This is a genomic window from Sandarakinorhabdus sp., assembly GCF_040398665.1.
In the GTDB taxonomy this organism is placed as follows: Bacteria; Pseudomonadota; Alphaproteobacteria; order Sphingomonadales; family Sphingomonadaceae; genus Sandarakinorhabdus.
The window spans coordinates 24,845-45,714 of the sequence record NZ_JBBATQ010000009.1; the positions used below are offsets into that span (position 1 = coordinate 24,845).

At 67.4% G+C, this 20,870-nt stretch carries 23 protein-coding genes; 9 read left to right on the forward strand and 14 right to left on the reverse strand.

From position 1 onward, the window contains the following. Positions 1 to 22: 22 nt before the first annotated feature. The 6 genes from parC to ABWP22_RS11715 all read left to right on the forward strand — a co-directional run bounded on the left by parC (position 23) and on the right by ABWP22_RS11715 (position 4,114). The gene (gene parC / locus ABWP22_RS11690) at positions 23 to 2,284 is read left to right on the forward strand and encodes a DNA topoisomerase IV subunit A (RefSeq protein WP_353200153.1); all 2,262 of its coding nucleotides are present in this window, start codon (positions 23 to 25) and stop codon (positions 2,282 to 2,284) included. A gap of 39 nt (positions 2,285 to 2,323) precedes the next feature. Further along, positions 2,324 to 2,467: a hypothetical protein gene (locus tag ABWP22_RS11695; protein ID WP_353200154.1), complete on the forward strand. Its 144-nt coding sequence runs from the start codon at positions 2,324 to 2,326 to the stop codon at positions 2,465 to 2,467. 4 nt (positions 2,468 to 2,471) lie between these two features. Beyond that, positions 2,472 to 2,630: a hypothetical protein gene (locus ABWP22_RS11700; protein WP_353200155.1), complete on the forward strand. Its 159-nt coding sequence runs from the start codon at positions 2,472 to 2,474 to the stop codon at positions 2,628 to 2,630. A 7-nt stretch (positions 2,631 to 2,637) separates the two neighbouring features. Then, positions 2,638 to 2,961: a hypothetical protein gene (locus ABWP22_RS11705; RefSeq protein ID WP_353200156.1), complete on the forward strand. Its 324-nt coding sequence runs from the start codon at positions 2,638 to 2,640 to the stop codon at positions 2,959 to 2,961. A 64-nt stretch (positions 2,962 to 3,025) separates the two neighbouring features. Continuing rightward, on the forward strand, positions 3,026 to 3,916 hold the full coding sequence (locus ABWP22_RS11710; protein ID WP_353200157.1) for an SPFH domain-containing protein: 891 nt from the start codon (positions 3,026 to 3,028) through the stop codon (positions 3,914 to 3,916). Between the two features lie 3 nt (positions 3,917 to 3,919). Next, complete coding sequence (locus tag ABWP22_RS11715) at positions 3,920 to 4,114, forward strand: type II toxin-antitoxin system antitoxin (RefSeq protein ID WP_353200158.1); 195 nt, start codon at positions 3,920 to 3,922, stop codon at positions 4,112 to 4,114. Between the two features lie 56 nt (positions 4,115 to 4,170). On the opposite strand, the gene ABWP22_RS11720 is transcribed toward ABWP22_RS11715, so the two are convergent. The 13 genes from ABWP22_RS11720 to ABWP22_RS11780 all read right to left on the reverse strand — a co-directional run bounded on the left by ABWP22_RS11720 (position 4,171) and on the right by ABWP22_RS11780 (position 15,352). Continuing rightward, positions 4,171 to 5,367 carry a CCA tRNA nucleotidyltransferase gene (locus ABWP22_RS11720; RefSeq protein WP_353200159.1) on the reverse strand — a complete coding sequence of 399 codons (1,197 nt, stop codon included), beginning with the start codon at positions 5,365 to 5,367 and terminating at the stop codon, positions 4,171 to 4,173. Next, entirely contained in the window at positions 5,364 to 5,957 is a 594-nt protein-coding gene (locus ABWP22_RS11725) for a CoA pyrophosphatase (RefSeq protein ID WP_353200160.1), read from the reverse strand. The genes ABWP22_RS11720 and ABWP22_RS11725 overlap by 4 nt, the downstream gene beginning before the upstream one ends. After that, positions 5,957 to 6,529, reverse strand: coding sequence for a DUF1285 domain-containing protein (locus tag ABWP22_RS11730; RefSeq protein ID WP_502951121.1), 573 nt, complete (start codon positions 6,527 to 6,529; stop codon positions 5,957 to 5,959). Before ABWP22_RS11730 ends, ABWP22_RS11725 begins: the two co-directional genes overlap by 1 nt. A 15-nt stretch (positions 6,530 to 6,544) precedes the next feature. Then, positions 6,545 to 7,060 carry a GNAT family N-acetyltransferase gene (locus tag ABWP22_RS11735; RefSeq protein ID WP_353200161.1) on the reverse strand — a complete coding sequence of 172 codons (516 nt, stop codon included), beginning with the start codon at positions 7,058 to 7,060 and terminating at the stop codon, positions 6,545 to 6,547. Between the two features lie 142 nt (positions 7,061 to 7,202). Beyond that, positions 7,203 to 7,775 (reverse strand): F0F1 ATP synthase subunit B family protein, encoded by a 573-nt coding sequence (locus ABWP22_RS11740; RefSeq protein ID WP_353200162.1) that lies wholly within the window; start codon positions 7,773 to 7,775, stop codon positions 7,203 to 7,205. Next, positions 7,772 to 8,248, reverse strand: a complete 477-nt coding sequence (locus ABWP22_RS11745) for a F0F1 ATP synthase subunit B family protein (RefSeq protein ID WP_353200163.1) — start codon at positions 8,246 to 8,248, stop codon at positions 7,772 to 7,774. Before ABWP22_RS11745 ends, ABWP22_RS11740 begins: the two co-directional genes overlap by 4 nt. 66 nt (positions 8,249 to 8,314) lie before the next feature. Next, positions 8,315 to 8,542, reverse strand: coding sequence for an ATP synthase subunit C-like protein (locus tag ABWP22_RS11750; RefSeq protein WP_017668976.1), 228 nt, complete (start codon positions 8,540 to 8,542; stop codon positions 8,315 to 8,317). Between the two features lie 33 nt (positions 8,543 to 8,575). After that, positions 8,576 to 9,316: a F0F1 ATP synthase subunit A gene (locus ABWP22_RS11755; RefSeq protein WP_502951122.1), complete on the reverse strand. Its 741-nt coding sequence runs from the start codon at positions 9,314 to 9,316 to the stop codon at positions 8,576 to 8,578. A 6-nt stretch (positions 9,317 to 9,322) separates the two neighbouring features. Further along, the gene (locus ABWP22_RS11760) at positions 9,323 to 9,619 is read right to left on the reverse strand and encodes an AtpZ/AtpI family protein (RefSeq protein ID WP_353200164.1); all 297 of its coding nucleotides are present in this window, start codon (positions 9,617 to 9,619) and stop codon (positions 9,323 to 9,325) included. Between the two features lie 135 nt (positions 9,620 to 9,754). Further along, on the reverse strand, positions 9,755 to 13,168 hold the full coding sequence (locus tag ABWP22_RS11765) for a chromosome segregation SMC family protein (protein ID WP_353200165.1): 3,414 nt from the start codon (positions 13,166 to 13,168) through the stop codon (positions 9,755 to 9,757). A 7-nt stretch (positions 13,169 to 13,175) separates the two neighbouring features. Next, the gene (locus tag ABWP22_RS11770) at positions 13,176 to 13,910 is read right to left on the reverse strand and encodes a DsbA family protein (RefSeq protein ID WP_353200166.1); all 735 of its coding nucleotides are present in this window, start codon (positions 13,908 to 13,910) and stop codon (positions 13,176 to 13,178) included. Between the two features lie 2 nt (positions 13,911 to 13,912). Further along, complete coding sequence (locus ABWP22_RS11775; protein WP_353200167.1) at positions 13,913 to 14,653, reverse strand: thioredoxin domain-containing protein; 741 nt, start codon at positions 14,651 to 14,653, stop codon at positions 13,913 to 13,915. 150 nt (positions 14,654 to 14,803) lie between these two features. Continuing rightward, complete coding sequence (locus ABWP22_RS11780) at positions 14,804 to 15,352, reverse strand: DUF721 domain-containing protein (protein WP_353200168.1); 549 nt, start codon at positions 15,350 to 15,352, stop codon at positions 14,804 to 14,806. Positions 15,353 to 15,377: 25 nt separating this feature from the next. Between ABWP22_RS11780 and ABWP22_RS11785 the strand changes: the two genes are divergently transcribed. The 3 genes from ABWP22_RS11785 (at position 15,378) to ABWP22_RS11795 (ending at position 18,384) form a co-directional block, all read left to right on the forward strand. Next, positions 15,378 to 16,433, forward strand: coding sequence for an A/G-specific adenine glycosylase (locus ABWP22_RS11785; protein WP_353200169.1), 1,056 nt, complete (start codon positions 15,378 to 15,380; stop codon positions 16,431 to 16,433). Beyond that, positions 16,430 to 17,326 (forward strand): NAD(+) diphosphatase, encoded by an 897-nt coding sequence (gene nudC, locus ABWP22_RS11790; protein ID WP_353200170.1) that lies wholly within the window; start codon positions 16,430 to 16,432, stop codon positions 17,324 to 17,326. The genes ABWP22_RS11785 and nudC overlap by 4 nt, the downstream gene beginning before the upstream one ends. Positions 17,327 to 17,670: 344 nt before the next feature. Further along, entirely contained in the window at positions 17,671 to 18,384 is a 714-nt protein-coding gene (locus ABWP22_RS11795; protein WP_353200171.1) for a DUF6733 family protein, read from the forward strand. A gap of 51 nt (positions 18,385 to 18,435) precedes the next feature. On the opposite strand, the gene ABWP22_RS11800 is transcribed toward ABWP22_RS11795, so the two are convergent. Then, on the reverse strand, positions 18,436 to 20,799 hold the full coding sequence (locus tag ABWP22_RS11800) for a putative bifunctional diguanylate cyclase/phosphodiesterase (protein WP_353200172.1): 2,364 nt from the start codon (positions 20,797 to 20,799) through the stop codon (positions 18,436 to 18,438). Positions 20,800 to 20,870 lie beyond the last annotated feature (71 nt).

A 20,870-nucleotide genomic window follows, 5' to 3' on the forward strand; every position in this document is an offset into this window, starting at 1 on the left:
GGGCGGGGGCTAACGCAGGCGCATGGCCAGCCTGCCCCCCGAAACAGAGTATCCTGCCGAACCCGGCATCCTCAACGCCCAGTTCGATGTCGCCCTGGGCGATCGCTATCTGGTCTATGCCCTGTCCACCATCACGGCCCGATCGCTGCCGGATCTGCGCGACGGGCTGAAGCCCGTGCACCGCCGCTTGCTGTGGGCAATGCGGCTGCTGCGGCTGAACCCGGATCAGGGGTACAAGAAATGCGCCCGCGTGGTCGGCGACGTCATCGGCAAATATCACCCGCACGGCGATGCATCGGTTTATGATGCGATGGTGCGATTGGCGCAGGATTTCGCGCTGCGCGTGCCGCTGGTGGATGGCCAGGGCAATTTCGGCAATATCGATGGCGATAACGCCGCGGCGATGCGCTACACCGAAGCCCGGCTGACCGATGCCGCCGTGCGGCTGATGGATGGGCTGGACGAGGAAGCCGTGCCGTTCCGCGCCACCTACAATGGCGAGGAGGAAGAGCCGGAGCTGTTCCCCGGCCTGTTCCCCAACCTGCTGGTCAATGGTGCCAGCGGCATCGCCGTCGGCATGGCCACCAGCATTCCGCCGCACAACCCGCCCGAAGTGATCGATGCGGCGCTGGCGTTGTTGCAGCAACCGGAGACCAGCGAAGCCGAATTGATGAGGCATGTCACCGGCCCGGATTTCCCCACCGGCGGCGTGCTGGTCGAACCGGCCGCCAGCATCGCCGAATCCTATCGCACCGGGCGCGGCAGTTTCCGCCTGCGCGCGCGCTGGAGCATCGAGGATCAGGGCCGCGGCACCTGGACGATCATCGTCAGCGAGATCCCCTATCAGGTGCTGAAGGGCAAGTTGATCGAGCAACTGGCCGAGCTGATCACCGAGAAGAAGCTGCCGATCCTCGCCGACGTCGCCGACGAAAGCGACGAGCAGTTGCGCATCGTCATCACGCCGCGATCACGCAATGTCGATGCCGACATCCTGATGGAAAGCCTGTTCAAGCTGACCGATCTGGAAGTGCGCGTGCCGCTGAACATGAACGTGCTCGATCATGGCAAGCCCGGCGTGCTGGGCCTGCGCGCCGTGCTGGCGAAATGGCTGGTGCACCAGCGCGATGTGCTGCTCGCCCGCTCGCGCTATCGGCTGGGGCGAATCGATGCGCGGCTGGAAGTGCTCGGTGGCCTGCTCAAGGCCTATCTCAACCTTGACGAGGTGATCCGCATCATCCGCGAGGCTGATGAACCCCGCGCCGAGTTGATGGCCGCGTTCGATCTTACCCATATCCAGGCCGAAGCGATCCTGAACATGCGGCTGCGGTCCCTGCGCAAGCTCGAAGAGATCGAGATCACCCGCGAGAACAAGGCACTGACGGCCGAAGCCGGCCAGTTGCGCGACTTGATCGACAGTCCGGCGGCGCAGACGGCGCGGCTCGATGCCGATCTGCGGGCGCTGCGCGACGCCTATGGGCCGACCACCCTGCTGGGCCGGCGCCGCACCACCATTGGCGCCGCGCCGCAGGTGCGGCACGTGCCGATCGAAGCGATGATCGACCGTGAACCGCTGACCATCATCTGTTCGGCGATGGGTTGGCTGCGCGCCATGAAGGGCCATCTCGATCTGACCAGTCCTGATGCGATCAAGTTCAAGGAAGGCGACGGCGCGGCCTTTGCCTTCCACGCCCACACCACCGATCGGCTGATCCTGGCCAGCAGCGACGGGCGCTTCTACACGCTGGCGCCCGATCGCCTGCCCGGCGGCCGCGGCTTTGGCGAGCCGGTGCGATTGATGATCGATCTGGCCGAAGGGGCGAGCGTCGTGGCGCTGTTCACCCATCTGCCCGACCGGCGGCTGCTGCTGGCCGCCAGCGATGGACGCGGCTTTCAGATCGAGGCCGGCGACGTGCTGGCCGAAACCCGGAAAGGCCGGCAGGTCATGAGCCCACGCGCCGGCGCCGTGCTGCAGGTGGTGCGCTGGGTCGGCGGCCAGGACGATGCCGTCGCGGTGATCGGGGACAATCGCAAGCTGCTGGTGTTCGCGCTGGAGGAACTGCCCCACCTGCGCCAGGGCCAGGGCGTCGCCTTGCAGAAATACAAGGATGGCGGGCTGGCCGACGCGCGCAGCTTCGTGATGGGCGAAGGCCTGAGCTGGCCGATGGGCGGTGCCTCAGGGCGCACCCGCACCGAAGCGGACCTGAATTTCTGGAAGGGCCCGCGCGCCAGTGCCGGGCGGCTGCCGCCCACCGGCTTCCCACGCGACAACAAGTTCACCGCCTGAAGCCTCGCCAGCCGGCGCGCGGACGGGTAAGGAGGGACCATGCTCGGTATCATTCTCATCGGCGTGCTCAACGTCGCCATGTTCGTGTGGTTCGGATATTTGTTCAGCAAGGACCCGGCCAATATCTTCAAGCGGCGGCGGCCGCCTGCCGACAATGGCAACACCCCGCCGCCACAGGAATGATGCCATGGTTGTGATCGTCCTCATTCTGTTGTCGCTGGCCGTCGCGGTGTTCATCATGCTGACCGACACGCGCAAGAACGACAATTTCCGCGCGCTCGAGAAGAGCGCCGGCGAACCGGTTGAACCGCCTGCTGCGATCACGGACACGGGCAAGGCCGACTGATCGCCCGATGGCCTGGCTGCTGATCCTGGGCGGGGCGATGCTGCTGCTGGGATTGGCGTTGCTGCCAGGCCGCAAGCCGGCGACCCCGCCGTTACCACCCCGCCGCCGTGATCCTGGCGGATCGGGCGTGTGGATGGGTGACCACGGCCCGGCAGGCGGCCTGCAACTGGACAAGTTCGGTCATGCCAGCGATTCGGCCGGGCTGGTCAGCGACGACGACTCCGCCCTTGATTCCGACTTCGAGCCCGGCGGCGGCCGTGGCGGCGGCGGCGGTGCCAGTGGCGGCTGGGATGATGGAGATGGTGGTGATGGTGGTGATGGCGGCGATTGAGGCGTCCGCTTGACGGTCGGCATATTTCCGATATAAATATGATATCGTATTTATGGAGACTGCGATGACGACCGAAGCACTGCGCCAGCCCAGTCGCGAACGTGACGGCGCAGGCGGCAATGGCCTGCTGATGTTGCTGCTGGTGCTGATGCTGCTCGTCGCCATTGCCTTTGCCATGGTGGGCGGGATCATCGGCGATGATCCGATGTCGCTGCTCGGCGGCGCCGGGCTCAGCGTGGTGCTGGCCTTCCTGCTTGGCGGTTTCTACAGCCTGCAACCCAACGAAGCGGCCGCCATCACCAATTTCGGCGATTATCGGGGCACTGATCGCGTCAACGGCCTGCGCTGGACCTGGCCGTGGATGGGCAAGAAGAAAATCTCCCTGCGGGCCAACAATCTGATTTCGCAGCAGATCAAGGTGAATGATCAGCGCGGCAACCCGATCGAGATCGCGGCGCAATTGGTGTGGCGCGTTACCGATTCGGCGCAGGCGCTGTTCGATGTCGATGATTATCGCGGCTTCGTCACCGCGCAGGTCGAGGTGGCGGTGCGCACCATCGGCGCGCGCTACCCCTATGATGATTTCGAGCACAAGGAGGTGACGCTGCGCGGCGACCACGAGCGCGTGTCGGGCGAACTGCGCGCCGAACTGATCAATCGGCTGAGCGTTGCCGGCATCACGGTGGATGAATGCGGCTTCACCCATCTGGCCTATGCGCCGGAAATCGCCGGCGCCATGCTGCGCCGCCAGCAGGCCGCCGCCGTGGTCGCCGCGCGCGAAACCTTGGTGGCCGGCGCGGTCGGCATGGTCGAAATGGCACTGGCCATGCTGAACGAGCGCCAGGTCGTCGAACTGGATGAAGAACGCAAGGCCGCCATGGTCTCCAACCTGCTGGTGGTGCTGTGCGGGGAGCGAGACACCCAGCCGGTGGTGAACACGGGCAGCCTCTATTAAGCCGTGAGCGCGAAAAAGCCCTTTGCGCTCAGGCTCGATCCGGCGCTGCATGATGCGCTGGAACGGACGGCGGCCGCCGATTTGCGCAGCCTGAATGCCCAGATCGAAGTGCTGCTGCGCGAAGCGCTGAGCCGGCGCGGCGTGAAGGTGGCGATCACGCCGGGGCCGCGGCGCGGGCGGCCGCCGGGGGCGGAATAGGCCGGTTTGCGATCAATCAAACGCCCTCCCCGCAAGGGGCAGGGCGTTGCGCGAGACTAACCGCGCGCCGCCGCGTCCAGCATGTCCGCTATGATCGCCGCATCATCCGGAAACCCCGCCGCCACCCAGGCCCGTTCGAACATGCCAAGCCGATTCGCCACCGCCGGCCCCGGTGCCACGCCGCGCGCGATGATGTCCTTGCCCGAGGCCGGCAGCCGCGGGCGCTGCCAGCCGATCAGCGGCCGCACCGCATCGGGTTGGCCGGCGATCAGCAGCCGATCGACCACGGCCTCGGCACCGTCGCCATAGGCCGAAGCCTGATGCGGCGGCGGCGCCGGTCGCTGCACGGCGGCGACAATGCGCGCCCGCTGCGGGTTGGAGAGTTTCAGCCGCGCGCTGACATCAGCCGCCGTGCGCGTGTCACTGGCCGGCAGCAGCGCCGCCAGCCGCCGTTCCCACGCCACAGGCACGCCGGCGGTGGCCTCGGCGGCGATGGTGGTGGCCAGCACCGGCAGACGCACGGCCGACAGTTCCGGCAGCACCGGCCGGAAAATGCCGGCGTCCTGCATCACCGCCAGCATCGGCACCGGATCGGGAAGGCCGAGCAGCAGGCGCAATTCCATGGCGATGCGTTCGCGCGACAAGGCCATCAGATCATTGGCCCGAAGCGTGCAGGCACCCAGCCCATCGGCATCGATCACCGCCGCGAACCGCGCGGAAAACCGGAAGAAACGCAGGATGCGCAAATGATCTTCGGCAATGCGCTGCAACGGATCGCCGATGAAGCGCACCCGCCGCGCCGCCAGATCGACCAGCCCGCCGCTGAGATCATGCAGCGTGCCGCCGGGCAGATCGGCATAAAGCGCATTGATGGTGAAATCGCGCCGGGCGGCGTCTTCCTGCCAATCATCGGTGAAGGCGACTTCGGCATGGCGGCCAAAGCTCTGCACATCGCGGCGCAGCGTGGTGACCTCTGCCACCAGGCCTGCACCCACCGCTGTCACCGTGCCGTGCGCAATGCCGGTGGGCACCGCCTTCAGGCCCGCCGCCTTCAGCCGCTGCATCACCTGATCCGGCGGCAACCGCGTCGCCAGATCGATATCGCCGCCCGCAATCCCCAGCAGCGCGTCGCGCACCGCGCCGCCCACCAGCCGCGTGCTGCCGGTGCCGGCGTCAAGCGCCTCCAGCAGCGCCGTGCCGGCTGCGGTTTCGGTCCACGGCTGCGCCGGCAACACGGCGGGCAGCGCGCTCACAGCCGCTCCAGCCGCTGCGCCAGCGCCACGATCATGCCGGCGGTGGCGCCCCAGATGACATGGCGATCATGGCGGATCGTCCAGAAATGCCGCGTCTCGCCCTGCCATTGCCCGCTTTGCCGCAGATGGTTGGCGCAATCGAGTGCATGGGCGAGCGGCACGTGAAAGACCTCCGCAACTTCATCGGGCTGCGGGCGCAAGGCCAGCCCTGGCGGCACCACGCCAACCACTGGCGTGATCAGGAATCCGGTGCCGGTGCGATAGGGATCGAGCATGCCCAGCACCTGGACCTGGCCCGGCGGCAACGCCACTTCCTCATGGGCTTCGCGCAGCGCCGCCGCGATCATCGAGGCATCGCCGGCATCAACGCGCCCGCCGGGAAACGCCACCTGGCCCGGATGGCGCTTCAGATGCGCGGTGCGCTTGGTCAGCAGCAACTGCGGCTGCGCCTCATCGGTGATTGCCATCAGCACGGCAGCGGGCATCAGGCCATCGACCGGCGGCGGCGCATCGGTCATCAGATCCCAGTCACCGTGCGGCTGCGGCGTGAACGGCCGCGCCAGCAGGCTGCGCACGCGATCCAGCGGCATCAGCGCGACGCCGGCGCAAAGGCAAAAAACGCACCATTGCTCCACAGGCCGGGCGGTTCGGCCGCTTCGTTCAGCGCCAGATCGGCGAGCCGATAGAAAGTGGCGCGATTGACCAGCGCCAGCAGGCCGCCGCGCACATGCAAATAGGGCCGCGGCGTGCCATCGGCATGAACCCGCACATCCAGCGCATGATCAGGCCCGCACACCACCACATCATCGGTGTTCAGCCGGAACAGCAATTGCCGCCCCTGCCCTTCGCTCAAGGTGTCGGCATCGACGGCGAGGAACGGCGCATCCTCCACATCGATGTCGAGTTTTTCCGCCGGGGTCACCAGCACATGGCTGCCATCGGCTTCGCGGCGCAGGATCGACGCGAACAGCCGGACCAGTTCCGGGCGGCCGATCGGCGTGCCCTCGTGAAACCAGGTGCCATCGGCTGCGATGCGCATGGCGCTGTGGCCGCAATGCTTCGGATGCCATTGTTCCACCGGCAGGCGCCTGCCGCTGCCGGCAAGGGCCAGCAGGTCGGCAAAACGGGTTGCGGGCGATTCGATACTCACCGTGCCTTCCATAGGCAAACCGGCCGGTCAGGCAACCTTGGCGGCGCGCGTGTCGGCCTCCACCCAGGCCAGACGCGGCAGGTGAGGCGCCGTGCCGCGCAGCAACAGGCGATTCTGGTCCACCGGCCCCGGCAATTGCCAATGGCGTGTGGCGGTGGCGGCAAAGCCGAAGCGGCCATAAAAGGGCGCATCACCGATCAGCAGCGCCGGCGGGCCTGCGGCGGCATCGATCGCAGCGAGGCAGGCCTGCATCAGCGCCGATGCAATGCCCTGGCCTTCACGGTCGGCGGCAACCGCCACCGGGCCAAGCAGGATCAAGGGCTGGCGACGGCCGCTGATCCCGCGCACCTGGATGGGCCAGCACTGCAGACTGCCGATCAGCCGGTCGCCCTCCAGCGCGGCAAGGGAAAAGTCCGGCAGCAGCTCAGCCCCATCGCGCAGGCGATAGGCGGTGCGATTGCGGCGGGCCGGGCCAAAGCGCTGATCGAGCAGAATTTCAATGGCAGGATGATGCTCGGCGACGAGCGGCACGATATCGATCAAGGGGACAAGCTTTCTGCTGGCAGGACAACGAAAAGGGCACTGCACCAAACGCGGCGCAGTGTCAGATTCGTCGGTCGTGTCGCAAAAACAGGCTCATGCCCGTCTGCATATCAGCCCCGGCCGGGCCGCGCAATGGCAGCGATCAATGCAGCTTGCGCTCGAGGCCGGCAATGGCGTCTTCGGTCAGACGGGTCTTCAGCGCCGAATCGCTGCGCGCTGCGATGATGGTGGCGGCGGCGCGCGTCACCTGCACGGCAACTTCGGCCTTCAATTCGGCGGCGGCAGCGCGCTCGGCCGCGACGATGCGGGATTCGGCGGCTGCGGTGCGGCGGGCGATCGATTCGCTGGCCGCAAGCTGGCTGGCGGCAACCAGTTCCGTGGCTTCGGTTTCGGCGCGGGCCCGAATCGCGGCCGCATCGGCCACGGCGGCGGCTTGCCGGGCCTTGGCATCGGCCAGCAGCACTTCGGCTTCGGCACGCAGCACGGCAGCTTCATCAAGCTGCTTCTTCACGCCGGCAATGCGGGCATCAAGCGCTTCGGCGATGCGGGCCGGCACCTTGCCGAGCACAACGGCCAGCACGATGAAGATGGCAACGCCGGTGTAGACCCAGCCTTCGGCATTCAGCCCAAGCAACGTCGGTTCGGCATGCGCCTCGCCGCCATGCGCAACGGTTTCGGCCGTGGTTTCCACGGGGGTTTCAGCAGCTTGCATCATGCAGTCCTCAACGCGGCCGCCACGTCGTCCGGCGTGACTTCGATCCCGGTCAGGCGGGCCACGGCATCGCCGGTCAGATCGGCCACGGTGGTTTCAAGGCTGCTGCGCGCAGCGGTACGCGCCGCATCCAGGCGCACCGCCGCAGCATCGGCATCGGCATCCAACTGCGCCGCCAGCGCCTTCAACTGCCCATCGGCCGCCTTGGCCGCCGCATCCTTCGCTGCGGCCACTTCGGCCTGCGCCGCAGCCTGCGCCGCCTTGATGCTTTCGTCATAGGCGGTGCGAACCGCATCGGCCTGGCCCTTGGCGGCTTCGGCACGATCGAGATCGCTGGCCACCTGAGCATCACGCGCGTCGATCACCTTGCCCAGTTTGGGCAAGGTGGGCTTCACCACTGCAAAATACAGCAACGCGAAGATCAGGCCGAACCAGAACAGTTGCGAGGCAAAACTGCTGGGATCAAACTGTGGCACGTGGTTTCCCCAGGCAAAGACGGATCAGGGCAGCGCCCGGCGGATGGCCGGGCGCTGCAACCTGGCTCAACCGAAGGCCAGCGCCAGCGCGACGACGGCGGCGATCAGGCCCAGAGCTTCGGTCACGGCGAAGCCGAAGATCAGGCGGGCACCCAGCTTGTCGGCGGCCGCCGGGTTGCGCAGCGCACCCTGCAGGAACATGCCGAAGATGATGCCGACGCCGATGGCGGCGAAGCCTGCGCCCATGGCAGCCAGGCCAGCACCGATCAGCTTGTAAGCAGCAACAGTTTCCATTGTTCGTCCTTTTATTGCAAGAGGTTGAATTGATTAGTGAAGATTGACGGCGTCGTTCAGATAGATGCTGGCCAGCAACGCGAACACATAGGCCTGCACCACGGCAATCAGCAGTTCCAGCGCGGTGAGCGCCACGTTGACGCCCAGCGGGATGACACCCAGGCCGATGTTGACCGCGCCCAGCGACACGACAAAGCCGCCGAACACCTTCATCAGCACGTGGCCGGCGGTCATGTTGGCGAACAACCGGATGGCCAGCGTGAACGGACGCGACAGGAACGACAGGAATTCGATCGCCGCCACCAGCGGCGCCACGAACAACGGCGTGCCTTCAGGCAGGAACAGGCTGAAGAAATGCAGGCCGTGGCGGGCAAAACCGACGATCACCACCAGGATGAACACGATCATCGCCAGCGCGAAGGTGACGGCGATGTGGCTGGTCGGCGTGAAGCTGTGCACGAACGGCACCATGCCAAGCAGGTTGCAGGCCAGCACGAAGATGAACAGCGCAAAGATCAGCGGGGCATAGCGCAAGCCATCCTTGCCGACATTCTCGCGCAGCATGTCGCGGATGAATTCATACATCAATTCCGTCGCCGCCTGCATGCGGCCGGGCACCAGTTGCGGGCGCGCCGTGCCGATGAACAGGAAGGCCGCCACCGCGACCAGCGCGATGAGCATCCACAGCGATGAGTTGGTGAACGACAGATCAACCCCGCCCACCGCAAGGGGGGCGATCGTTTCGATCTTGAACTGTTCCATTGGATTGGCCACGGCCGTTCAGTCCTTATTCCGTTCCCGGTCGTCCAGTTTCCGCTGCCGTCTGAGTGACTGGTACAAACCGGTCACAAAGCCCAACAGCAACATCAGGATCAGCCCCCAGGGGCCGCTGCCCACCTGCCGGTCGAAAAACCAGCCGATGAAGCCGCCGGCCAGCATGGCGCCGATGAATTCGGACGCCGCCTGGAAACCGGCACTTTCTCCCGCCTTGGCACCATCCTTGGCGTTCGATTCTGCTGCGCGTGCCGCAGCAATGCGGCGCGCGAGGCTGTCCTCGTCGGCTGGTTGGTCGGCCAAGGCGAAAAATCCCTGTCGTCTAACCCTGTTTCGCCTGCCCGATAAGGCGAGCGGTCCCAATGGCGATGCCACCAAGACTTGGCGCGCGTCCTAGAGGTGGGGGCAACTTGTGTCAACCATGCTGCACTGCACACATCACAGCGCTGCAACCAGTCTTTCGGCGGTGTGGAGATCGACGCTGACCAATTGGCTGACCCCCGGTTCGGCCATGGTGACGCCGAACAGGCGGTGCATCCGGCTCATGGTGACGGCGTTGTGGGTGACGATCAGGAACCGCGTCGCGGTTTGGGCGGCCATGCGATCGAGCAGGTCGCAGAAGCGTTCGACATTGGCGTCATCCAGGGGCGCATCGACTTCATCAAGCACGCAGATCGGCGCCGGATTGGCGAGGAACAGTGCGAAGATCAGCGCGGTGGCCGTGAGCGCCTGCTCACCGCCCGACAACAAGGTGAGGGATTGCAGCTTCTTGCCGGGCGGCTGCGCCATGATTTCCAGCCCGGCTTCCAGCGGATCATCGGATTCGATCAAGGCCAGCCGCGCCTCACCGCCGCCGAACAGATCGGTGAACAAGGTGCGGAAATGCGCATCGACCGCTTCGAACGCGGCGGTGAGGCGTTGGCGCCCTTCGCGGTTCAGGCTGCCGATCGAGCCGCGCAGGCGGGCAATGGCGGTATCGAGCTCCGCCTTCTCGCTGGCGGTCAATTTCGCCTGGTCTTCCAGTTCCTTCAGTTCGATATCGGCGCGCAGATTGACCGGCCCCAGCCGATCCCGTTCCGCCACTTGGGCATCGAGCGCCTCGGCCAGCGCCGCCGGATCGCCGGGTTCGACGCCAAAGCCGAAGCGGCCGGGCAGCAGCGGCGGCGGGCACTGGAACCGCTCCCCGCAACTGCGCTCCACATCCGTGCGCGCGGCGTCCTGATGCTCGGCTTCGGCGCGCAGCGTGGCGCGCAGTTCGCGGGCTTCGGCCGTGTCGGCGTCTGCGGTGCGCAAGGCAGCGCTGATGGCAGCGAGCGCGGCTTCGGCACTGGCGAGGCTGTCGGCAGCGGTGGCGCGCGCCGATTCTGCGTCGGCGGTGCGGGTGGCCAGGCCGGCAATATCGGCGGCAATCGCCCGGGTGCGGGCAGCGAGGCCGGCCTGTTCATCCTGCGCGGCGGCGCGGCGGCGGGCGAGTTCGCCCTGCTGACCGGCGCTGGCCGCCACCCGTCGCTGCCAATCCGCCTGTTCGCCGGCCAGTGCCTGCCGCCGGCGCGTGGCGGCATCGGCATCGCGGCCTTGCGTCGACAAGATGGCCAGAATCGCCGACAATGCTTCGCGATTGCGGTCATTCGTGGCGCGCGCCGCCGCGACCGTGGCCAACAGCCCGGCCACCATGTCCATTTCGGGCACCGCCGCCTGCGCGGCTCCGGCTTCGGCGGCGAAGCGCTCGGCATCGGCCGCAGCGCGGGTGGCGGCGCTTTGCAGGGTCGCTTCTTCACCGGCGGCGCGGGCGGCAGCGGTTTGCGCCGCCGCGAGTTTGGCGCGGGCTTCGGCGAGCGCGCGTGCCGCCTGATCACGTGCCTGACGGGCGCTGCGTTCGGCGGCGGCCGCCGCAGCGCTGGCCGTTTCGGCGCCCTGCTGGCTGGCCACCGCCTGTTCGACCGTGGCAGCGACAGCGTTGCGTTCGGCATCAAGCTCGGCAGCGCGGCGGCGGGCGCGCAGGCGGGCAGCGGCGGCATCGGTGCGGCCGCCCCCATCCACCAGGCCATCCCAACGCCAGAGCTGCCCCGTCCGGCTGACCAGCCGCTGGCCAGGGCGCAGCGCGGCAAGCAATTCGGGGGACGGCGGGCCGTCGATCACGCCAATCTGGGCCAGCCGGCGCACCAGTTCGGGCGGCGCCTGCACCTGCCCGGCCAGCACCACACAGCCCGCCGGCAGCGCCGGATCATCCGCCCGGGCCACCGAACCGGCCCAGCGGCGCGGCGCAGCCGAATCGGCGGGCGCCGCCTCCATATCCTCGCCCAGCGCGGCCGCGAGCGCCGCTTCGTAGCCGGCGGCCGGGATCAACCGGTCGGCAACGCGCGGGGCCTTGCCCTGATCGGCCGCCAGCCGCCGCGCCAGCGCCTGGGCTTCGGCGTCCAACCCGGCCAGCGTGGCACGCGCCGCAGACACGGCCGCCGCCGCCTGGGCACGCGCCCCCTCCAAGGCCGGGCGGGCAGATTCGGCATCGGCAACCCCGGTTTCGCAGGCCGCCACAGCGGCGGTTGCCGCCGCCACTGCCGCCTGCAGCGGCGCCAGATCGGGGGCCGGCGCCAACCGCGCCAGCCGCTGCGCCAGATCGGCGGCTTCGTTGCGCGCCCGCGCTGCGCGGGCGGCGGCGGCATTCGCGGCATCGGCCGCCGCGCGCGCCGCGCCCGCCGCGGCGGCATGCGCCGCCATCGCCTCGGCCAGCGCGGCGTCGGCGTCGGCAGCAGCCGTTTTCGCGGCGGCCGCCTGCGCCGTCAGCGTCGGCGTTGCAGCCGCCAGTTCGGCCAGCCGCGCCGACAGCGCGGCGTCTTCGGTGGTCAGCCGGGCCTGCGCCGCTGCCGCATCGTCGGCCAGCGCCGCCTCGCGCTGTGCATCGCGCTCGATGCTGGCCAATTGAGCCGTCAGCGCAGTGTCCCGGCGCGCGATATCCAGCGCTTCGGCATCCAGCAAGGCGCGGCGTTGGCGCAAGGCCTGCACGGTTGCCGCGGCTTCGGCTTCGGCGGTGCGCAGCGCCGGCAGGCCGGCGCTGGCGTCGGCCGCCTGCGCCGACAGTGAAGCTGCCAGCCTGGTCTTTTCCGCCGCCAGCGTCTCGGCCGCCACGGCAGCGGTGCGCGCCCGCTCGCTCGCCGCCACCGCGCCGTGCCAGCGCGCGTGGATCAACGCCGCCTCGCCGTGTCTGATCCGGTCGGAAAGGTTGCGATACCGTTCCGCACTGCGCGCCTGCCGCTTCAGCGTGGCCGCTTGAGCCTCCACGCCACGGATGACATCATCCAGCCGCAGCACATTGGCTTCGGCCGCCCGCAGACGGATTTCGGCTTCGCGGCGCCGCACCGCCAGCCCGGCGATGCCGGCGGCTTCTTCCAGCAATTGGCGGCGCTCGGCCGGCTTGGCGGCGATGATGGCGCTGATGCGGCCCTGGCCGACGATCGCCGGGCTGTGCGCGCCAGTGGCCGAATCGGCAAACAACAGCCGCACATCCTGGGCGCGGGCATCACGGCCGTTCAGCCGGTAATCCGATCCGGCGCCGCGTTCGATCCGGCGCAGCACTTCCACTTCCTCGCCGGTGCTGCCCGCCAGTTGCAACGTCACGCTGGCAAAGGCGCGCGCCGGCCGTGCAGCGGTGCCGGCAAAGATCACATCGTCCATGCCGCCCGAGCGCATGGATTTGGGGCTGGCTTCCCCCATCACCCAGCGCAGGGCTTCCAGCAGATTGGATTTGCCGCAGCCGTTGGGGCCGACCACGCCGGTCAGCCCCGGCTCGATCAGCAGATCAACCGGTTCGACGAAGGATTTGAAGCCGGCAAGGCGAAGGCGGCGGAATTCCAAATTCGGGTTACCGCAGCGCCGTCTGCAGCTTGGCCTCCAGATCGGGCCAGGTGAACACGCCTTCCTGCACGGTGCCGTTGATGATGAAGCTCGGCGTGCCGGTCAGCTTGTATTCGTTCACCGCCTGGTTGCGCAGATCATTCACCGCCTTGGCCTGCGCCGGATCGGCGAGGCACTGGTCGAACTTGGCGCGCGGGATGCCGCGCAGCTTCACATAATCGGCCAGCCCGCCCAGTTCGGCCATGCGGCGCACCGCCTGGTCTTCGGGCATCTTGCCCAGCGCTTCCTGATCGGTCTTGCTGATCTTGCCGAAGGATTCGGTCCAGCCGACCTGATCGGCGTAAAAGGCATCGAGCAGGCCGAAGAACGCGCCGGCGCCCTGGCAGCGCGCCAGGATGGTGGCGGCGAAATCCGGGCCGTTCAGCACGAAGTTGCGATATTCATAGCTCACATTGCCGCTGGCGACATATTTGTCCTTGATGGTGGCAGCAGCGGCTTCGTGGAATTCGCGGCAGTGCGGGCAGGTCAGGCTGGCGAACTCGACCAGCTTCACCTTGGCATCGGGGTTGCCCATCTTGAAGCCGCCTTCCGGCGTGGCGGTGACGACTTCGGCCCAGTTCTGCCCGGCCGGCGCGGCAATGCCAGCCGGCAGCGGCGCGCCCGCGTCAGTCGCCGGAGTCTTGCTGTCGTTGCAGGCGGTGAGCGCCAGCGGCAGCGCGGCAAGCAACATCAGGTGGCGCATCATCATTTCCTTGGCTCGGCAGTCTTGAGGGCGGTGATCAGCATCGGCTCCAGCGCGGACCAATCATAGGCATCGGTTTGCATCGTGCCATTGATCAGAAAACTCGGTGTGCCGGTGAGATTGTGATTCTGCACTGCATCGGCGCGAATCGCCATCAAGCGGTCCATGCCCGGCTTGGCGGCGATGCAGGCATCATATCGGGAGCGCGGCACGCCGGCGGCGGCGGCAAATTCCGGCAATTTGCCCAGTTCCGCCATGCGCGGGCCCTGCGCCTCCTGCGGCAGCGCAGCCAGCGCCGTGCGGTCCGCCTCGCCGATGGTCTGGAACGGCTGCACAAGTTCGGCCTGGCGCGCATAGGTGCGGTTGACGAAGCCCCACGCCGCCGTTGCCGGCAGGCATTGCATCACCAGGCCGGCCATCAGATCGATGCCGTTCAGGCTGAACGGCCGATATTCGTAACTTACGCGCCCGGCCGCGAGATATTTCGCCTTGATGATGGGCAGCCCGGTTTCGTGGAACGCCTTGCAATGCGGGCAGGTGAGCGAGCCGAATTCGACGATCTTCACCGCCGCCGCCGGATTGCCGAGCCGCACGCCGCCTTGCGGGGTGAGCGCGACGCGGGCTGCCCAGTCGACAGCTTTGACGGCAGCCTTGGCCGCGGGCCGGGCAGCAGGCTTTGGCTGCGCCAGCAGCGGGCTGGCCAGCACAAGGGCGGCGATCAGGGGGAAAGCGCGAAGTTGCATTGCTGCTGTCTAGCGCGGCACGGGGGGCAGCGCCAAGCCCCCCTTGGCGATGCCGGTGCACACATGATGTTGCAGACGCAGGTGGAGGACATGGACAGCGATTGCCAAAGAGAGCCAGTCATCCTGATCGTTTTGGGGAGAGCAGCCCCCTCACCGGATCTTCGGCGGCCCACTGCTCTGCGCCAGCGCCTCGGCCAGCGATTGCAGCGTGGCGCGCAGTTCGGGATCGGCGATGTCGCGCAGGGTGGAGCGGGTGGCGTCGGGCAAGGGCGGCGGCGGGCCCGGCAACGGTTCCGGTGGCGCGGCCATCGCGCCCGTCGCCTGTTCCAGCACGATGCGGGCGACCGCGCCATAGCCCAGGATGCGGTTGGCGCGTTCGATGATCTGCGGTTCGACATGGCGCAGCATCGGCGCCAGCGCGCCGGTGGCGGCAATGGCCAATGTGCCGCCCTCCTTTTTTCCGACCGGAAATTTCAGGCGCAGCGGCCGGCAGTGGCGCGCGTATTGCTCGCCGACGATCTCCACCCAGCGATCGATCAGCGCCCGCTGGGTGAAGCCGAAGCGTTTGAACGCCTGGCCGCCGACATCGCCGACCAGATCGGCAATGGCGCGCGGGCGGTTGGTGCGGGCGGGCGGCTGGACAGGCTCTGCCGTCTTGCCGGCGCGCGGTTTTGCGACTTTGGGGGGCGTTTCCGGCATGGTGCGTCCATGCCATAGACAGGCCGTGACGCATAGTTGGCCCCATGATCTGATCGCCTGGTATCGCCAGAATGCACGCGTGCTGCCGTGGCGCAATCCGCCGGGCGCGGCGCTGCCGGCCGATGCGGCATGGCCCTATCGCGTCTGGCTGTCCGAAGTGATGCTGCAACAGACGACCGTGGAAGCAGTGACCCCCTATTTCCACGCCTTCACCGCGCGCTGGCCAAGCGTGGCGGCACTGGCGGCAGCCGAAGACGCGGACGTCATGCAGGCCTGGGCCGGGCTTGGCTATTATGCACGGGCGCGCAACATGCTGGCCTGTGCGCGCGCCGTGGTGGCGCAGCACGATGGGCGGTTTCCGGGTGACGAAGCCGCCTTGCGCGCGCTGCCCGGCATCGGCGATTACACGGCGGCGGCGGTGGCGGCCTTTGGCTTTGGCCGCGTCTCTGTGGTGATCGACGGCAATATCGAGCGGGTGACGACCCGGCTGCTCGCCATTGCCACCCCTTTGCCTGCCGCGCGCGCGGCGATTCGCGCCGGCCTGATGCCGATGCTGCCGGCGGGCCAGGCCGGGGATTTCGCGCAAGCCATGATGGATCTGGCGCGGCGCGTCTGCACGCCGCGCGCGCCCAAGTGCCTGCTTTGCCCGATCGCGGGGGCGTGTGCGGCGCGGCAGGCCGGCAATCCGGAGGATTATCCGGTGAAACCGGCGAAGCGCGCGCGTCCGACACGCCTAGGCACGGCGTGGTGGATCGAGGTGAATGGTGACGTGCTGACCGTGCAGCGGCCGGCGAAGGGCCTGCTGGGCGGCATGCGGGCGCTGCCGAGTTGTGATTGGCGCGGCGGCCATGCCGCGCCGCCACTTGATGGCAATTGGCAGTTGCTTGGCGCGGTGCGACATGGCTTCACGCATTTCGAGCTGGAATTGCGGGTCGCGGCGCTATGGCTTGATGCACGGCCGGCGTTCGATGGCGCAGATTGGGTGAAGGTGGCAGACATTGCCGGCGTCGGCCTGCCGACGCTGTTTGCCAAGGCGGCGGCGCTGGGGCAGAGCGCCAGCAGGGGAGAGGATTCGGCATGACGGATTTCAGGGATGTGCCGGCCACCGGCTTCACCGGCAATCGGCTGGACCGGGCCGACGAGGTGCGCCGCGATCCGGCCGCGGTGATCGCCCTGCGCGGCCGATCCGATGCGCGCTGGCTGGTGATGGACAAGCTCAATCCCGTGGTGCGCCCCGGCGATACGCCGGCAATCCTGTGGGCCTACCGGTCCGATGTGCCGCACGATGCGCTGTCGATCTTTCTGGGGATGGACGGGGATGCCCCACGCTTTGCGGCCGCAGCGCCCGGTGATGAACTGGTGGCGGATTTCGGCGGGCAGGTGATCGACGCGCGCGCCGCCGGTGCCCTGCTGCCCGGCCACGAAGCCGCCATCGTCGCGCAGGCGCGCTCCATTCTCGATTGGCACCAGCGCCACGGATATTGCGCGGTGTGCGGCGCGCCGACCGTGCTGGCCAAGGCCGGCTATGCCCGCCAGTGCGGCGGCTGCAAGGCCGAACATTTCCCGCGCGTCGATCCGGTGGTGATCATGCTGGCGGTCAGGCAAGATCACGCGCTGATCGGCCGGCAGCCGCGCTTTCCCAAACGTTTCCTGTCGGCGCTGGCCGGCTTTGTCGAACCGGGCGAAAGCCTGGAGGAAGCGGTGCGCCGCGAATTGTGGGAAGAAGCCGGCATCACCTGCGGCCGCGTCGATTATCTCGCCAGCCAGCCCTGGCCATTTCCATCGAGCCTGATGATCGCGGCCTTTGCCGAAAGCGACGGCTTTGAAGTGCGGCTGGATCAGGACGAACTGGAAGAAGTGCGCTGGGTGACCAAGGACGAAGTGCGCGCCGCATTGGCCGGGGAAGGCGATTTTCTGGCGCCGCCGCCGCTGGCGATCGCACACACGCTGTTGAAGGCGTGGATCGAGCGCTGACGCCGATGACGCCGGGCTGACGGCAGACTGGCGTCTTGCCGACCCTGGGCGGGGATCGCCGCGGCCCACGGCCCGGCCACCACTGCGACATTTTGGCTGCCACCGTGCCGCACCAGTGATGGTGGGGCAAAATACGTATGTTTCAAAGTTGTAACAAAAGACATTTTACTTGCGATCAAACCCAACGAATGTGCCGCTTGGGCGGAAGTTGCACATTTTTGCCAATTGCATGCAGGCCGTCGGCTGATCAGTTTCGTATTCGCAACCAATATCTTTGAAAGGAACTGAAGATGGTGACCCCGTCTGTTGCACGCCTGTGTCTGGCTGCTGCCAGCTTGCTGGTTATGACTGCTATTTCGGCGCCTGTTGCTGCCCAACAGAAGCGGGATTCATCTTACACTGTCACGCTCAATCAAGACAGTTTCTTTGGTTTCAACCCGTCATTCAGCGGCCTGATCCCGGTCAACGACACGACGGATTTCAGTTTCTACGGCACATTCTGGACCAAGCCGGCCTTCGGACTGGGCCAGGGCAACAGCGGCGACGACCTGTGGACCGAGTTCGGCATTGGCGCGAACTTCAACCTCGATGGCGGCAAGCTGAAGGTGAAGCCGCAGATCGGCATCACCAACGGCTCGCTGCTTTCGGGCGGTGCCCTGGTGCGCGGTACCAGCGCCGGCGCCCGATTCCTCGACGGGATCGTGCCGAGCCTGACGGTCAACTATGCCGACGACAAGCTGGAGGGCGAATTCTACGGCGGTTACTATGCCGCGCTCAGCCAGCGCAACGGCAATGCATCGCTGGACTTCCTGCACACCTGGGTGAACATCGGTTACAAGGCCTCCAGCAACGTGTCGTTCGGGCCGCATTATGAAATCCTGTCCAACACCCGCAACACCTATCCGGGTGGCCGCGCCAGCAAGACCTATGAATGGCTGGGCGGTTATGTGCAGTTCGCGCTGCCCAAGGGCTTTTTCGCGCGCTTCACGGCCGGTGCCGATCTGGACAAGGACAATGCCGGCGATTTCTACAAGATGAGCGTGGGCATGAGCTTCTGAACAGGCAACGACGGGGCGCCCTCGCGCCGGGGGCGCCCCGTTCCGTTCGGATCACGCCGCCACGCTCTGCACCACCAGCGCGGTCGCTTCCTCCGGCGGCATCGGCTTGCCGAACAGGAAGCCCTGGATCTGGGTGCAGCCCAGATCGCGGCAGAGTTCGAACGCGGCGCGGGTTTCGGTGCCTTCGGCGGTCGTCTGCATATCGAGGCTGGCGGCCATGCGCACGATGGCCTGGATGATGGCGCTGGCTTCATCACCCATGGCGGTGGCGCGACGCACGAAGCTGCGATCGATCTTGATGCGGCTGAAGCTCGCCTTTTGCAGCGTGCCGAGCGCCGAATAACCGGTGCCGAAATCATCGAGCGCAAAATTGATGCCCAAGGCGGTCAATTGCTTCAGCACATCCACCACGCCGGGCTTTTCGGCAAGAAACAGGCTTTCGGTGATCTCCAGCTCCAGTCGCTGTGCCGGCACGCCATGGCGCCGCAACGCCCGCGCGATGCGGCCGGGCAGTTCGTCATCCTCCATCTGCAGGGCCGACAGATTGACCGCGATGCGGATATGATCGGGCCAGCGCGCCGCCCACAACAGCGCCTGTTCGATCACCCAATGGCCGATCGGCACGATCAGCCCGGTGTCCTCGGCCAACGGAATGAACCGCAGCGGCGAAATCTGGCCCAGTTCGGGATGGTTCCAGCGCAGCAAGGCTTCGAACCCGGTGATGCGTTCGTCGGCGGCATCGACCACCGGCTGGAATGCCAGCGACAGTTGATCGCGCTCCAGCGCCAGCGCCAGTTCGCCTTCCAGCCGGCGGCGCTCGGCGGCGGCTTCGGCCATGTCAGCCGAAAAGCGCAGGGCAGAGCCGCGCCCCTGTTCCTTGACCCGATACAGCGCCAGATCGGCCGCCTTCAGCAGCGCTTCGGGCGTCTCGCCATCGGCCGGCGCCAGCGCCCAGCCCACTGACGCGCCGACAATTGCCGCCCCGGCGCGGCCTTCCTCGCCCAGCGGGAACGGGCGCGCCATGTCCTTCACGATGCGCACGGCCAGCTTTTCGGCGCTTGTCCCACTGCCATCGGGCAACAGCACGGCAAATTCGTCACCGCCCAGCCGGGCAATGGTGGCCCCGCTCTGTCCTGGGCCCTTCACCAGCGCCTGCAACCGCTGCGCCACCTGGCGCAGCAGCAGATCGCCGGCGGCATGGCCAAAGCCATCGTTCACCGCCTTGAAGCGATCGAGATCGACGAACAGCAGCGCCGCCGGCTTGTGGCTGAGCTCGGCCCGTTCCGCCACAACCTCCAGTTGTTCGCGGAACAGGCTGCGATTGGCCAGCCCGGTGAGCGGATCGAAGCGCGCCAGTTGTGCGATGCGTTCCTGGCTGCGCCGCACCTCCGTCACATCCCGGCCAACCCCGCGAAAGCCGGTGAACATGCCCGTCGCATCCTGCTTGGGCGTGCCCGACAGCGCCCACCAGCGCAGATCGCGGCCCAGCGGCACCGGCACCACCAGATCGCGGAATGGCTGGCGCGTCTTGATGGCATGGGCCAGCGCCGCCATCGTTGCACCGCCCTGGGCCGGATCGAGCAGCGCCAGCAGCGGCTGCCCCAGCATGTCGGCGCGCCGCCGCCGCGCCACATCGGCAAAGCGCGTGGTGACGTGCGTCAACTGGCCGGCGGCATCGAGTTCGAGCAGCCAATCCGAGCCATTGGCTTCATATTCATTCAGCAGCAGCCGCACCACCTCGCCCTGGTCGGTCAGTTCGGCTTCGCTGCGCAGGCGGGCCATGGTGTGAAAGGTCGTCACCAGCGCGCTGCGCATGATGATCATCGCAAAGCTGAACAGGCCGAGCGCGACCAGCGGACGATCGAGCGGCGCACCGGCGGGAATCGCGTGCACCATGGCGCCGGCGGTGATCGCGCACAGCAGCAGCGCGCCGGCCGGCATCACCATCACCGCATGGCCGGCCGCCCCCAGAAACAGCAGCGAGATCATCAGCAATATGGCCTGCTCGGTACCGGACAGCACTGGCAGCAGCGTGGAGATCAGCCCACCCCAGAACAGGGCAAAGGCCCCGATTTCGGCATTGACCTTCCAGAAGCGCAGACGGCTGGCCGCCGGCACCTTGTCGATGCGGCGGCTGCCAACGGATCGCACCGTCCATATCACGCACATGCCGGCCATGCCGGCCAGCCACGGCGCCAGCGCCGAAAACGGCACTGCACTGCCGAAATTGGCCAGCACCATGGCCAGATTGACCGCCAGCAGCGTGACGTTGAAGGGCAGATGGCGCTTCAACTGTTCGAGCTGCACGCCGCGCACATCGGCCCAGAAGCCAAGCTCCGTCTGGCCCAGACCCAGCACCTGCCGCCAGCCGACATCGCGCGCGATCAGCGCCGCCGGCTTCGCCATCACGGTCATGCCCGTCTCCTCCAACAGCCGCAGCGGCCTTGCCAGGATGAAACGGCCGCCATTGCAGCCGGTTGAGTCAT